The 14,898-nt window shown below is 41.8% G+C and carries 12 protein-coding genes; all 12 read right to left on the minus strand.

The window, feature by feature from the left end; translation table 11 throughout:
* Positions 1-29: 29 nt before the first annotated feature.
* The 12 genes from C4S54_RS12140 to C4S54_RS12195 all read right to left on the minus strand — a co-directional run bounded on the left by C4S54_RS12140 (position 30) and on the right by C4S54_RS12195 (position 14,888).
* Positions 30-1,487 (minus strand): ABC transporter substrate-binding protein, encoded by a 1,458-nt coding sequence (locus tag C4S54_RS12140; RefSeq protein WP_103869774.1) that lies wholly within the window; start codon positions 1,485-1,487, stop codon positions 30-32.
* A 141-nt stretch (positions 1,488-1,628) separates the two neighbouring features.
* Positions 1,629-2,477 carry a MurR/RpiR family transcriptional regulator gene (locus tag C4S54_RS12145; RefSeq protein WP_103869775.1) on the minus strand — a complete coding sequence of 283 codons (849 nt, stop codon included), beginning with the start codon at positions 2,475-2,477 and terminating at the stop codon, positions 1,629-1,631.
* A 15-nt stretch (positions 2,478-2,492) separates the two neighbouring features.
* Positions 2,493-3,218, minus strand: a complete 726-nt coding sequence (gene nagB / locus C4S54_RS12150; protein WP_103869776.1) for a glucosamine-6-phosphate deaminase — start codon at positions 3,216-3,218, stop codon at positions 2,493-2,495.
* A 164-nt stretch (positions 3,219-3,382) separates the two neighbouring features.
* Positions 3,383-5,017, minus strand: coding sequence for an extracellular solute-binding protein (locus C4S54_RS12155; protein ID WP_103869777.1), 1,635 nt, complete (start codon positions 5,015-5,017; stop codon positions 3,383-3,385).
* Positions 5,018-5,082: 65 nt separating this feature from the next.
* On the minus strand, positions 5,083-5,949 hold the full coding sequence (locus C4S54_RS12160; RefSeq protein ID WP_103869778.1) for a carbohydrate ABC transporter permease: 867 nt from the start codon (positions 5,947-5,949) through the stop codon (positions 5,083-5,085).
* Positions 5,949-6,866 carry an ABC transporter permease gene (locus C4S54_RS12165; protein ID WP_103869779.1) on the minus strand — a complete coding sequence of 306 codons (918 nt, stop codon included), beginning with the start codon at positions 6,864-6,866 and terminating at the stop codon, positions 5,949-5,951. Before C4S54_RS12165 ends, C4S54_RS12160 begins: the two co-directional genes overlap by 1 nt.
* Before the next feature lie 221 nt (positions 6,867-7,087).
* Positions 7,088-8,095: an ABC transporter ATP-binding protein gene (locus C4S54_RS12170; RefSeq protein WP_022772578.1), complete on the minus strand. Its 1,008-nt coding sequence runs from the start codon at positions 8,093-8,095 to the stop codon at positions 7,088-7,090.
* Positions 8,082-9,179, minus strand: a complete 1,098-nt coding sequence (locus C4S54_RS12175) for an ABC transporter ATP-binding protein (protein WP_103869780.1) — start codon at positions 9,177-9,179, stop codon at positions 8,082-8,084. The genes C4S54_RS12170 and C4S54_RS12175 overlap by 14 nt, the downstream gene beginning before the upstream one ends.
* Positions 9,180-9,192: 13 nt before the next feature.
* Positions 9,193-10,311: an ABC transporter permease gene (locus C4S54_RS12180; RefSeq protein ID WP_022772581.1), complete on the minus strand. Its 1,119-nt coding sequence runs from the start codon at positions 10,309-10,311 to the stop codon at positions 9,193-9,195.
* Positions 10,311-11,399, minus strand: a complete 1,089-nt coding sequence (locus C4S54_RS12185) for an ABC transporter permease (RefSeq protein WP_242829978.1) — start codon at positions 11,397-11,399, stop codon at positions 10,311-10,313. The genes C4S54_RS12180 and C4S54_RS12185 overlap by 1 nt, the downstream gene beginning before the upstream one ends.
* A gap of 105 nt (positions 11,400-11,504) precedes the next feature.
* On the minus strand, positions 11,505-13,589 hold the full coding sequence (locus tag C4S54_RS12190; RefSeq protein ID WP_103869781.1) for an ABC transporter substrate-binding protein: 2,085 nt from the start codon (positions 13,587-13,589) through the stop codon (positions 11,505-11,507).
* A 144-nt stretch (positions 13,590-13,733) separates the two neighbouring features.
* Positions 13,734-14,888, minus strand: coding sequence for an iron-containing alcohol dehydrogenase (locus C4S54_RS12195; protein ID WP_103869782.1), 1,155 nt, complete (start codon positions 14,886-14,888; stop codon positions 13,734-13,736).
* Positions 14,889-14,898: the final 10 nt, after the last annotated feature.

Raw genomic sequence — 14,898 nt, forward strand, 5'->3', positions numbered from 1 at the left:
TTTCACATTTTCATGTGGTCTTGATTTATTTATTTGATCCAGCCGGATGCACAGTTCTCTTCGCCAAAGAGCTTATATGCTTCTGTGCAGATTGCATCATACACATCCTTAGCAGTTGTCTCGCCTGCAAGAAGTGCCTGGAACTTAGGAACGATTGTCTCATCCATCATTGTCTTTGCGTTAGCACTCTGCTCTGCAGAAATACCTGTAGGAGGTGCAACAACCTTAGAAATAGCATATGCTACAGCTGCTGCGTTCTCATCTGACTGATCAAGCTCGAAGCTTTCCTGTGCCTTTCTAGCTGATTCGCAAACACCTGTAAGATATACAGCGTTATCTACAGTTGCAGCTCTTTCACCTGAGCAAAGGAAATCCATGAACTTGAGAACATTCTGAAGGTGCTCATCAGTTGTGTTGTTGTTTCTGAGTGCGATCATTCCGTCAACTGTACCAAATACTGATGCTGTTGCATTGTCCATTGTTGGAACAGGAAGGAATACATATTCCATCTCAATTGTTCCCTCAACTGCCTCAGGGTCTTTTGCCTGCATCTTCTCAATATTTCTCTTGATATTGTTTTCAAAAAGAGGCATTGCCTTACCTGTAAGCATTGTCTGGCCTGTCTGAAGCATTACAAGTCTCTGGCCTGCTTCTACAGCGTAGTTAGGCATATAACCTGAGGATGTCATTGTCTCAACAGCTTCAAGAAGTGAAAGCATATTGTCTGATGTATAAGAATACTTAAGATCCTGTGTGAAGCTTGAAGTAATTCCTGCTGCTACACCAAAAATATTTATGAAGTCCTGTGTTGTTGCGCCTGCGTTGGCAAATACAAAACCAAAGCGGTCACTTGTTGTTCCGTTTTTGATAACATCCAGGAACTGATCATATGTCCAGCCACTGGTCTGAATCTTGGTAACATCTGCGCCTGCAGCCTCGAGCATCTCTCTGTTTCCGCCAAGGGCCTGAATTGTGATATAAAGTGGAAGTCCATAGAGAGTTCCCTCAAGAGTCATATAATCCAGCGCATTCTGATCATAGTCTGCAAGTCTTTCAGGATCTATGTACTTAGAGATATCAATTGCTGTTCCGTTCTCTACATAAGAACCTATAGCTGCATAGCTTACTTCTGCAATATCAGGAGCTTCGCCGGCGAGTGCCATTGTTGTGAGTTTTTCTGTGTGATCATCCCAGCTTGTTGATATAACATCAATTGTGATGTTGGGATATTCTTTATTAAATTCGCTTATCCATCCCCCTAAAAGATCAACATAGTCTCCCGTAATTGGTGGAACCATAATTGTGATCGTGTCTGTAACATCAGAAGCAGCTGCTGTCTCCTCAGCCTTAGCCTCTTCAGTTTTTGTTTCTGCCTGCTGGGTCTCACTTCCAGCTGTCTGGGTCTCTGTAGCAGCATTGCCACATGCCACAAGGCTTGAAATCATTGCCACAGACAAAACCGATGCCAATACCTTTTTTACTTTCATACATTCCCTCCTTATATGGATATAACTTGAATCCCGAAACAAATACCTTAACTAAATGTTAGACCTTTGATAACACTTTTTCAACAATGTTACATCATTACGAAACATTGTTTCATATTCTGTAACTTTTCGGTTGCCGCGTCAGTTTTCAGAATTCTTTTCTATATGGGTGGAATTTATCTGACTTATGCAATAGTCATAATTTGCCGTAGCATAGGCGGTAAAGAGAATATCTACGATATTAAGTTGTGCCATTCGGGAAGAAGTTGCCCCACTTCTGAAAAGAGACTCGCTGGCAGGAGTGTAGAGCACATGGTCCGCCATTTTTGACATAGTCGAAGGGGCGAATCGTGTTATAAGAATGCTGGGAGTGTGGTTTATCCCTATCGCTTCCATACATTTGATCATTTCTGATGTCTCACCGGAATAAGAAATAAAAATAGCTACGTCCTCAGGCTGGGAATTTTTGGCAATAAGATATTGAGAATGCCAGTCCTGAGCTATCAGACACAGCTTATTAACTCGCAAAAATTTGAGGTAAGCATCTTCTGCTACACATAAAGAAGCTCCCATTCCGAACATTCTAAGGCACCTGGCATCAGCTATAAGCTTTGTACACTCTTCAACCCTGTCCACATCCAAAAGCTGCTGAGTCTCCTGCAGAGTCATGATGTTTCTGCTTGTTGTCTTATCGATAATAGTTTTTATGCTGTCATCTTTTCTTATGCTATCGCCATTATCCCGCTGCTTACCGTTGTACTGCGCAAGCTCGTAAAGAACAGCCTGTCTGAACTCCTTATAGCCATCAAAGCCAAGATGCTTTGTAAGTCTCACGATAGTTGCAGGTGAAACATATACCTCTTTTGCCAGCTCCCTTATTCCATTTTCAATTACAATGTTGGGGTCACTAAGGATGTGCTCTGCTGCCATTTTTTCTGCACTTCCGATATACCCCTGCATTTCTCTAAGTCTAAGTAAAGGATTTTTCACGTCTGTCACCAGCTTTCAGATCAGCGACAGCGCTGCTTCATCAGCAACAAGCGTAAAGTCAGGATGAAGCTGAAGTATAGATGCAGGAACCTGCGGTGTTATCTTGCCAAAAAAAGCTTCTTTGATAATTGATGCCTTCTTTTCACCATTTGCAACCATCACGATTTTTTTAGCTTTCATGATAGTTCCGATTCCCATTGTATATGCCTGGCGAGGCACCATAGATACATCTGCAAAAAATCTCTTGTTTGCCTCTATTGTGCTCTCTGTAAGATCAACGATATGTGTTTTGACCGGGAAAAAATCTGCCGGCTCATTAAATCCTATATGGCCGTTATTACCTATTCCAAGGAGCTGCAGATCAATTCCTCCCAAAGCCTCAATAGCCTTCTCATAACGGTCACACTCGCCTTCCGCATCTTTGTTGGTCCCATCGGGAATATTGACGTTGTTTAAATCTATATTAACCTTTGAAAAAAGGTTTGAATTCATAAAGTATTTGTAGCTCTGATCATTTTGTGGATCAAGACCTACGTATTCATCAAGATTAGCTGTCCTTACCAAAGAAAAATCCAAATCTCCAGCCTTGTACATCTCTACAAGGCGCTCATACAACCCTATTGGTGAAGAACCAGTTGCAAGCCCAAGAACACTGTCCGGTTTCAAAATAATCTGTGATGCCAGTATGTTAGCAGCCTTTCTGCTAAGTTCGCCATAATCTTTTGCTCTTACTATCTCCATACTTTCCTCCTCACATTCTAATTCACATAACCCCTATAATATTATTATATATCATATCTATGTCATCGCATATCCGATAAGCTTTTTACTTTTTGCATTGTAAAGGGGCTGCCGTTAGACAGCCCCTCCTTTATATATACATACCTTCTCTAAGTATTTATATATCAGTTGATTGAATCGTAGTATGCAGCTCTTGAATCAAGGATCTTCTGAAGTCCTGAATTAACAAGTTCCTGATATCCGCTCTCGTAAACAGATTCAAACTGATCTGCAGGAGCACAGATACATGTGTAAACAAATGAAAGCATCTTGTTCTTTATATCTGTTCCGTATGTAGCCTGCTCATCAGAAACATATCCGTATACAGGGAAACGATACTTACCAGTCTGGCAAACTGTGTAGTAGTTCTTGTACCAGTCAACTGAAGCCCAATCCTGCTCCTGTGTCTGGTAGTTTGACTCTGCCATTGTATCGTAGTTGTTTACCCAGTCAAAGTTGAGGTTCATGATGCAAAGGTCATCACATGTTCCAGGATATCCCTTAGCTTCCTTGTCAGCTGATGAAGGCTCTACAGCTACGCCAAGATCGTTGTATGTGAGGTCTGGTGTGTAACGAACCTGAACTGCGTTTGCTGGATCTGCAAGCCAGTTGAGGTACTTCATGCATGCTACTGCCTGCTCATCAGAAGTTGTCTCCTGAGGAATCATTACGAACATAGCATATCTGTACTCATAAGGTGTTCTGTATGATCCGTCTGGAAGATCGAAGCACTGTACAGGGATGAATGAAGCATCTTCAGCACCAAGTGTTGTGTTGAGAACTGCTGTTGAATCCCAAATATGTGTTGTGTCATCAAGAACAAATCCAATCTTGCCGTTTGCTACATCTGCAAGGAATACAGACTCATCTGTATCTGTTGGGAAGTCCTGAGTGATAAGACCATCGTTGTACCATGTATTGAGCTGCTTGAGACCATCCTTTGATCCCGGAGCAACTGCCATGTATGCTTCAGCGTATGTGTAAGCAAACTTGTCATCTGGAATATCTACATAAGATCCAAGGAAGTTAAGATACATCTTCTCTGTATCAGCACGTCCGCTCATGCCCCAAGGTGTTCCAAGTCCTGCATCCTTTACAGCATAAAGGTACTTGCCAAGTTCTTCTTTGGTCTTAGGAACATCCATTCCGAGCTGATCAAGCCAATCCTTACGGATATAAGCTGTGTGACGGGCATTTTCTGTTCCTCTCTGTTTCATAACAGCGAACTTCTGATCACCAAGATCAGCGATACCTGTCTGCGCTTCGCCACAGTACTGCTCAATGTTTGAACCATACTGCTTGTAAAGATCTGAAAGATCTCTTAAAGCTCCGCTTGATGCGTAATTGTAGAAAAGATCCTGTGAATATGTCATTACGATATTAGGAGCTGTTCCACCTGACATCATAATGTTAACTTTGTCATCTGACTCTGATCTTGGAACAGAAACGTATGAAACGTTAATGTTGTAAAGATCTTTCATCTGCTGCTGGATCCACTGTGTAAGTGCGTTATCTTCAGTTGTTGTGTTAGGTGCAGCATTTCCTCTGTCCCATACCATAACTGTGATATCTACTTCATCGCCCTTAAGATCCTCTGCTGGGGCCTCTGTAGTAGCAGTTGCATCAGTTGTCTGAGTTGCATTGTCTGTAGTTGTTGTAGTATCAGTCTGTGTTGTTGTGCCTGATGAGCTGCCGCAGCCTGTCATTGCGCCTACTACCATAGCTGCGCTAAGAAGTGTTGCCAATAGTTTCTTTTTCATTTGAATCCTCCTTTTAGAAAATAAAATCTGAACTCGCTTAGAGTTACATTCTTTTAATAAGGTAGTTAGCCCTTTACCGCTCCCACCATAATTCCTTTTGTAAAGAATTTCTGAACGAATGGATATACGATAAGCATAGGGAGCATTGAAATTACAATGCTGGCTGCCTTGATGTTTTCTGCTACAAGGTTAGTCTGAAGTCCCTCTTCTACAGATACATTGATGGACTCAACGAACTGCTTAAGCACCATCTGTACTGTGAAGTACTTGGATGAGTTGATGTAATAGAGAACATCGCTGATTCCATTCCATCTTCCTACTGCATAGAAAAGACCAAGTGTTGCAAGTGTAGGATAAACAAGTGGAAGAATAACACTTATAAGACATCTCGCCTCACTGCATCCGTCAATCTTGGCTGCATCATAGATGGCTTCATCAATTCCTTTAAATGCGTTGCACATGATGATCATGTTATAAGCACTCAGTGCCCCTGGAATAATAAGTGCCCAGACTGTATCGATCATCTTGAAATCTCTTACGTTCAAGTACTCAGGAATTACACCGGGGTGTAAATACATCGTAAGAACGAACAGTGTCATAATTATCTTTCCGCCTACAAGCCCTTTCTTTGAAAGAGGGTAAGCAGCAAGAACAGTCATAAGAAGATTTATAACAGTTGATGCAAGCATCAGAACTATTGAATACCAGAAAGCATTTACAAAGCTTCCGCTCTGAAGTGCTCTTGTATAAGCTTCTGTAGTAAGATCAACAGGTAAGATAAATACTTTACCTGCAAGAATCGCGTTCTTTCCACTGAGTGATACAGCAAGCACTCGAAGAATAGGAACCATTGCTATACATGTGATTATTATGAAAAATGCTGTCCAGCAGAACTGGAATATTCTCTCGTTTTTACTATTGATGGCACTCATTACATGATTCCCTCCTGTCCCATTTTCTTGATAACAGCGTTAGCTGCAAAGACAAGAACTATTCCGACAACTGTCTGGAAAAGACCTACAGCTGTAGCGAAATCGAATCTTCCTGCCGCAAGACCAACTGAATAAACGTAAGTACTGATAACATCAGAAGCGTCTCTTACCAGGGTATTTCCCATCATATATGGTCTGTCAAAACTGATGTTTACAAGTCTTCCGATCTGCATGATAAGAAGAACTGTTATTGTAGATGAAATCTGAGGCAATGTAACATGCCATATTCTCTGAAGTCTTGTAGCTCCGTCGATATAAGCAGCCTCACCAAGTGAAGCATCTGCCGCCATAAGTGCTGCGAGATAAACGATAAGTGAGTAGCCTGCGCCCTGCCATACACCCATGATCCAGTATACAAATCTCCAGATAAATGAGTTGCTAAGGAATGATACACTCTCGCCACCAAGTGCTACGATAAGGTTGTTAACAAGTCCTGAATTTGAAAAGAGCTGTGTAACAATACCTGAAATGATAACCCATGAAAGGAAGTTAGGCAGATACAAAAGTGTCTGTGTTGTCTTTCTTACGCCTTCACTTCTCAGCTCATTTAAAAAGATTGCCAAGAAAATCGGAAATGGGAATCCAATAATAAGATCACCAATGTTCAATACCAGAGTATTCTTCAGTGCACTCCAGAAATCCTTTGATGTAAAGGCCTCTTTGAAGTTCGCAAGTCCAATCCATGGGCTGTTCCAGATGCCTTTAAATACGTTGAACTTCTTAAATGCTACTATTACTCCGAGCATTGGTTTGTACTTGAAAAGAATCATATAGATAACCGGAATTATCAGCATAAGATACAGCTGCCAGTTATTTCTTAAATAGACTTTTACTTTACCCTTCTTCTCTTTTTTCATTTTTTCTTTCCTATCCCCAAAAGCTATAACTGTTATCTATATAATGATAAGTCTTTAATACTTTATCATTGTATATAATTATTTTAACCATGTCATGAATAAGAAACTATATTAAATTTGCTATTATTACTCTAAAACATTGCATTTTTTGTTTTGGCCAAAAATATGCACAAAAAGGGCAGATAAACTTTTGTTCATCTGCCCCAAAACTATGATACTAATTATTTTGTTTCCTCATAACTAAAACCGCGAAGGCTTAATTCATTTGCAAGACTGCAGGCTACAAAGTGTCCCTTTTCAATCTCAAAATACTCAGGAGTACACTCCTTACACTTTTCAGTGCAATATCTGCAACGTGTGTGGAAATAGCATCCACTTGGTGGATTAGCCGGGTTAGGAATCTCTCCCCTAAGAGGTATTCTCTCCTGGATAAAGTTTGGATCTGCAACAGGAACTGCTGACATCAAAGCCTCTGTATATGGGTGCTTTGGATGTGTGAAGATCTGCTCTGTCTCGCCGTATTCAACCATTTTGCCAAGGTACATAACACCAACTCTGTCAGATATATGCTCAACTACAGACAAGTCATGGGAAATGAAGATATAAGTGAGCTTCATTTCTTTCTGTAAATCCTTAAGAAGATTTATTACCTGCGCCTGGATTGAAACGTCAAGAGCTGAAACCGCCTCATCACAAACAATGATCTTGGGCTTTATTACCAGCGCTCTTGCAATACCGATACGCTGTCTCTGACCGCCTGAAAATGCATGTGGATATCTCATAAGATAAGCAGGATTAAGGCCTACTTTCTCTGCCATTTCTTTTGCCATCTGATCCATCTGGCTGTCAGGCATCTTGGGGTAGTTGGCCTTTAGAGGCTCCTTTATGATATCAAGTACGGTCATTCTTGGGTCAAGAGATGAATACGGATCCTGGAAGATCATCTGGATCTCCTTGCGAATTCCCTTCATCTTCTTTTTATCAACTTTCAGGAAATCTACTTCTTCTCCTGATTCTGTGCGATAAAAGACCTCTCCCTCTGAGGCATCATATGCTCTTACAATGCATCTTCCAAGAGTTGTCTTTCCACAGCCGGACTCTCCAACAATACCTATTGTCTCTCCTTCTCTTACGCTAAAAGAAACATCTGTAACTGCCTTAACAGTGACATTCTTGGAGGTAAAGCGCTTGTGGAGATGCTTTACTTCTAAAATATTATCTTTTTCCACGCTTTTTTCCTCCCTCATCTGGCTCAACAGGATTTGCTGCCTCTTCTGCAAGCTTCTTTTCTACTTCAGCTCTGTGTGCCTGGCAAGCAGGATTAGAGCAGTTAAAGCATGCAATCTTATGTCCGGGCTCTATCTCAACAAGTTCAGGCTCTGCCTTATCGCAAAGTCCCTCAATCCTGCAGTCGCATCTGTCATAGAATCCGCACTGTTTTGGAAGGTTCATGGCAAGCGGCACTGTTCCTTCAATTGAGAACAATCTCTCATCTTTTCTTCCGCCAATCTTATGAACTGATCCCATAAGTCCACGAGTATATGGGTGCTGAGGATTTGCATATATTGTCTTGGAATCGCCTGTTTCTACAACTTTTCCAAGGTACATAACTGCCACTCTGTCGCACATCCTTGCAACTACTCCCAGGTCGTGTGTGATGAACAGAATAGCCATGTTGAACTCTTTTTGAAGCTCCTTCATCAGTTCAAGGATCTGAGCCTGAATTGTCACATCAAGAGCTGTTGTAGGTTCATCAGCGATCAAAAGCTTTGGATTACATACAAGCGCCATTGCTATGAGTGCTCTCTGAAGCATACCGCCGGAGAACTCGTGTGGATACTGATTGTATCTCTTTTCCACATTTGCGATTCCAACTTTTCTCATTACCTCAAGAGAAATCTCTTTTGCCTTCTTTTTATCCTTAGTTATATGCAAAAGAGTTGCCTCAGTAATCTGGTTTCCGATGGTGTACATAGGTGAAAAAGCCACCATTGGCTCCTGGAATATCATTGAAATCTGCTTTCCACGGATATTTCTTATTTCTTTTCCCTTAGGATCCATCTTAAGAATATCCACTTCAGTGTCATCCTCATTTCTGAACATGATCTCGCCGTGAGGTGTGCACTTTCTGTCATTGATCGCAAGAATTGATTTGCATGTGATTGATTTGCCGCAGCCTGACTCTCCAACAAGTCCAAGGGTCTCGCCGCGCTTTATTTCGAAGTTTACTCCTCTTACAGGTGTAAGAGTACCTTCCATCATCTTTATGTCTACATGGAGGTCCTTTACTTCTATAATGTTATCTTTTTCCATAGGTTCCTCCCGATTACTTGTATGGATCAGCTGCATCTCTCATTCCATCGCCAAGGAAGTTAAATGCCAAAACTGTGATAGTAACGAAAATAATTGGAATAAGCTTGTGTGGGTTTGCTGCCACATCTGTTACTGAGCTGGCTTCCTGAAGAAGAACGCCCCAGCTTGTTGCAGGTGACTTGATACCAAGGCCAAGATATGACATTGATGTCTCACCTACGATGGATCCCGGAATTCCAAGAGTCAGGGATACGATAAGATAGCTCATAAAGCCCGGAACAAGATGCTTCCAGATTATCTTCCATGTTGATACGCCTGAGATTCTTGCAGCCATAACGTAATCTTCATTCTTAAGTGAAAGGAACTTACCTCTTACTACTCTGGCCATTCCTGTCCAGTTAATGAAGGAAAGAATGATCGTCATGTAGAAATACATCTTAACTGTAGAGATTCCTGCAGGGATAGCTGCTGAGAGCGCCATCCACAGTGGGATCTGAGGCACAGCTCCGATAACCTCTATTATTCTCTGAATTATGATATCTATAACACCACCAAAATATCCTGAAATCGAACCAATAGCGACACCCAGGAAAAAGCTTATGAATGCGCTGGCAAATGGGATTGAAAGTGAAATCCTTGCTCCCAACAGCACTCTGGAAAAGATATCTCGTCCAAGTGAATCTGCTCCGAAGAGGAATATTTTTGCTCCAGTTCCTCCATTTGAACCTTCTCCAACACCAAAGAGATGAAGGTCACATGGGAAAAGACCTAATATCTTATATTCAGTTCCGTGAACAAACCATTCAATCTTGTAGTATTCAGAAAGATCTGGTTCAAGTTTTACTTCAAATGTCTTTTTATCAATTGTCTTTTCAAGCTTGTAAACGTGTGGTCCTACATGCTCGTCGTTGAAAATAGTGTAGATCTCTGTGGGAGCTGAATTCCTGTACAGGCCGTCAAACTCATCAAGTGAATATGGTGCAAGGAAGTCTGCAAACAGTGCTCCAATGTAAAGAACTGCCAAAATAATAAATGAAACCTGAGCAAGTTTATGCTTTTTAAGCTTTCTTGCCATCAAGGTCCACTGGGAGGCAAGATAATAATCTTCTTTTGACTTAGTACGCTTTGCCATTATCTGTTACCTCCTGAATATCTGATTCTTGGATCAAGGAAGGCGAGGGCTATATCAGACAAAAGAACTCCGATAACAACCAGGACTGCCTGGATCATAACGATTGCACCTGCAAGGTACATATCCTGAGACTGAAGGGCCTTATAAAGTACAGGTCCCTGGATCTGCATGTTAAGCACAAGAGCTGTTACTGTAGATCCTGAGAACAGGCTTGAAAGAACTCCGCCAAGGCCTGATACAGTAGGGTTTATAGCTGCTCTGAAGCAGTACTTCATGATGATCTTTCCTTCAGGAACACCCTTAGCTCTTGCTGTAAGTGTGTACTGCTGCGCAACCTCGTCGAGCATCTGGGCTCTCACTGAACGGATGATTCCGCAGGTTCCGCTTGTACCAATAACGATAATAGGGATGATCATTCTTTTTAAGAAGTCTCCAAAATTGTATAAATGAACGCCGTTTTGTAACATCTCCTGACTGAAAAGGCCTACGTTGGCATTCCCCGTCCATTTATAGGAGAGATACATAAGCACAATTGCCAAAATAAAGTTCGGTATGGCAGTACCTAAGAATCCGATTATGGCTGATATGTAATCGCCAACGGAATACTGATGAGTACTTGCATATACCGCTATAGGTATAGAAACCAGGTACTGGAACAGCATGATGATAGCTGTTACGCCGATCGTCAGCCCCAGTCTGTCATTAACTACACTCCACACATCTCTTCCGTATGCAAAAGAATATTTCCAGTTGTGATGTGAATGATAAAGTCTGTAATACGCTGAATCTGTAGGGGTCCAGATAATATCTTTTACCCACTTTAAATACTGCTGCCAAACAGGCAGATCAAGTCCATAGTCTGCTCTCATTGATGCCGCATAATCTGCATCTACTAATTCACCCTCGGTTGCAAGCGCCGCTATATGCGCGGATACATAGTCTCCCGGAGGAAGCTGAATAACGAAGAAAACCAAGATTGAGATTAAAAGAATTGTTGGAATGAACATGAGTACACGCTTGATGATGTACTGAACAAGATCCTTCTGAAAAAAGGCCTTAAGACTGTCCCCAAAACTCCTTTTTGCCACTTTTTCCTCCATTAGAAATGTCCCTTTCCTTAAAAATCCGGAGACGTGGAAACCAACCACGCCTCCGGTACTATTTTAAATAATACTACTGTGTTGTCCCCAGAATTACTCTGCCTTAAACATTACTTCATAATGAGCCATGTTTGCGTACTGATAGCAGTCAGCCCATACAAGACCATCTGCATAGTTCTTAAGCTTTGAAGAAATGATCTCGTAAGAATTCTCTGCCTTAAGGTATGCAATTGACCAGAGATTTTCTTTGTGGATATTGAAAATCTCAGCCTGATAGCCTTCTCTTTCAGTCTCATCAGATGTAAGACGCCACTTGTCATAAAGCTCAACGAGCTTAGCCATATCACCTGTAGGTTCAACACCCTGTGCACCCTTTGTTGCATAGTATGTACCATACTCGCCATACCATTCAGCTGCCTGAGCGATAGGAACAAATGGAGCCGCTCTATCCTTAAGTGAAGCACCGCCGATAGATGTATGAGGTCCCATTACAGCAACCCAGTCATTGTTGTCGATTGTCTCATCAAATGCTGAAACTTCAAGGTTCTTAAGTGCGCAGTTGATACCTACTGCCTTGTAGTACTGCTCGAATACAGGATAAGACTCATCAGCGCCGCCATCATATGCAAGGAATGTGATCATGAGGTCTGAACCATCGGCAAAATCATAGAAACCGTCAGATCCCTTTACAAGTCCGCATCCTTCAAGAAGGCTCTGTGCCTTTTCAACATCATATTCAGTCCACTTTGTCTCCCACTCAGCGTCATAACCAACGTTGCCTTCTGCAGGAGCTGCCTGACCAGGCTCAAGGAATCCATCTGTAAGAAGCTGTGATACCTGTGCTCTGTCTACGCAGATTGACATTGCCTCACGGAAGTCCTTGTTAGCAAAAAGATCTGCATAATTCTTGTCTGTATTTGTGTAGTTAAATGTGATCTGGTAGCTACCCCAGTTTGTTGTTCCCCATTCACGGATCTCTGCTGCATCACCAAGGTCAGCCTTTGTTGCTGCAATATCCTGCATAGCAATTGTGATGATGTCAAGCTCGCCTGAACGGAACATAAGAAGATCCTGTCCGTCTTCTGAAGTTGTATTGAAGTGAAGTGCATCAACATATGGAAGCTGATTGCCTGCTGCATCTACTTTCCAGAAGTATGGGTTACGATCCATGATGCAAAGTGTGTCATCCTTTGAGCTGTTTCCGGGAACAGTTGAAAGAACGAAGGAGTTAAGTGTAGGAACTCCTGATGTGTTCCAGAAGTTGTAAGCTACTGCTTTTCCTAAATCCTTAACTGTTGCTGCATCAATGTTCTTTTTCTGAGCGTTTGCAAGAACTTCTTCCTCTGTAAGGCCTGTGCTCTGCCAGTACTCATTCTCAACATATGGGAAGTCCTCAGAATCAGGGATAAGGTCGCTTAAGTAATGAGCTGGAGCCCAGCACCATTTAAAGTCGCCGTTCTCGATGAAGTCAGCAGGATACTTTGGATTAACGAATGTCCATGTTACTGTGTAATCATCAACCTTCTTAAGAGTTGCAAATGCATCCTCTCCATCTACTTCTTCCTTAAGTGCTGACCAGCCGTTCTTCTTGCTGTCGAAATTTGAAAGGTGGCACATGTAGTACCAGAATGTGATATCGTCAGCTGTGAATGGCTCGCCGTCTGACCACTTCATGCCTTCTCTTAATTTGAAGGTCCATTCTGTATAGTCATCATTATATTCAAAAGATTTAATAACGTTTGGATAGTAAGATCCGTCTGTGTTGTAACGGATGATAGACTCAAGAGTAGGTCTTGATAATCCCCAACCGCCGCCTGCGCCTGCAAGATTGATAACCCCACCATAATTACCAATCTCGATCTTTGCACCGGTAGCATCTGCTGTCTCAACAAAAATGTTGTCCGCATTAGGAATTCTTTCCTCTACTGCAGGTAGTGTTCCTGCAGTTACCTGCTCTGCAAGCATAGGTGCTTCTGAATAGCCTGAAATTTCTACGTTTTCTGCTGTTGTAGCTTCTGCAGTAGCAGTCTCTGCAACTGAAGCTTCAGCCTGTGAACTCTCAGTAGTATCTGCTGATGTGCTTGGTGTAGCTGCTCCGCCACATCCTGCAAGCATTGTTACAGATGTTGCTGCTAAGAGAACTGCAGATAATACTTTATTGCTTGTACTCTTTCTCATATTCCCTCCTTATATTGAAAACCTTCAACACTACTATGATAACATTGGTTTCCAACACTATATAGCCAAAATTTTATTTTTTTTTAATAAAACATTGCATATTTTGTCATAATGACAATTATTAATATTTCATTAAATTAAAAATCATGGATACATCTTACGGTACAGTCCCTTTAATACTTCTGCATCAAGTTCTCTGATAGTGTTTGAAGGGCTTCCACTTATCATTGCATCTTCTGCCATTTTATCGATGCTTGCATAGAATTCCTCTCTGTTTATGCCATAGCCTTCAAGAGTTGGTATCTGGCAAACATCGCAGATCTTTCTTATTTGGACCATGAAAGCGTCAGCTGCTTTTTCATCGGAATCATCGTCAGTTGCTGCACCAATTGCTCTTGCCATATCAGCAAATCGGTCCATTGCGCCCTCTTTTGCATATTCAAGGCATACCCCCAGAAGCATAGCATTGGATATTCCGTGTGGCACATGGAAAAGAGCTCCTATAGGGCGGCTCATTCCATGAACAAGAGTTACACTTGAATTGTTAAACGCCATTCCTGCTTCAAGAGCCGCAATAGACATCTGTGTTCTGGCTACATCATTTCCTGCATCATGATAGGAAAGTGGCAGATAGTTGAAAATTCTTTTTATTGCAGATATTGCCAATGTATCTGTAAGTGCCTGGGCCTTTCTTGATGTGTAAGCTTCTACCGCATGAGTAAGAGCATCAAGTCCTGTGGATGCTGTCATTTTAGGTGGCAGTGTAAAGGTAAGTTCAGGGTCAATGATCGCTACATCAGGAATAAGCTGTGCACCCTTAAGAAGCATTTTTACCCCTGACTCAACATCCGAAATAATTGTAAACTGAGTAGCTTCGGAACCTGTGCCTGCTGTTGTAGGGATTGCAATCATCTTCGCCTTTATTCCCGAGATTTCTTTTCCCATATAGTCGGAGATCTTGCCGGGATTAGCATCCATTGCAGCCACAGCCTTCATGATATCAAGAGCACTTCCGCCGCCTATTCCAATAAGAAAATCACAGGCTTCTTTTCTGTAGATAGAAAGAGCTTCATCGATCATGATGTTGGTAGGCTCTCCAAGGAAGTTGTCAAAGATTGCATATTTTATGTTCTTTTTGGAAAGCGCATCTGTCACGATCTTTACTTTTCCAAGCTTTTCTGTGATCTGATCGCAGACGATAAGCGCCTTTTCTCCAAAATTATCAACGTATTTTCCTACTTCCTTAAGGCTCCCTTTTCCTGTAACTATTTTCCCCGGTACAATAAATTCTTTTGCCATAACAAAAGTC

It is taken from the genome of Butyrivibrio sp. Su6, from assembly GCF_900108105.1.
GTDB lineage: Bacteria > Bacillota > Clostridia > Lachnospirales > Lachnospiraceae > Butyrivibrio.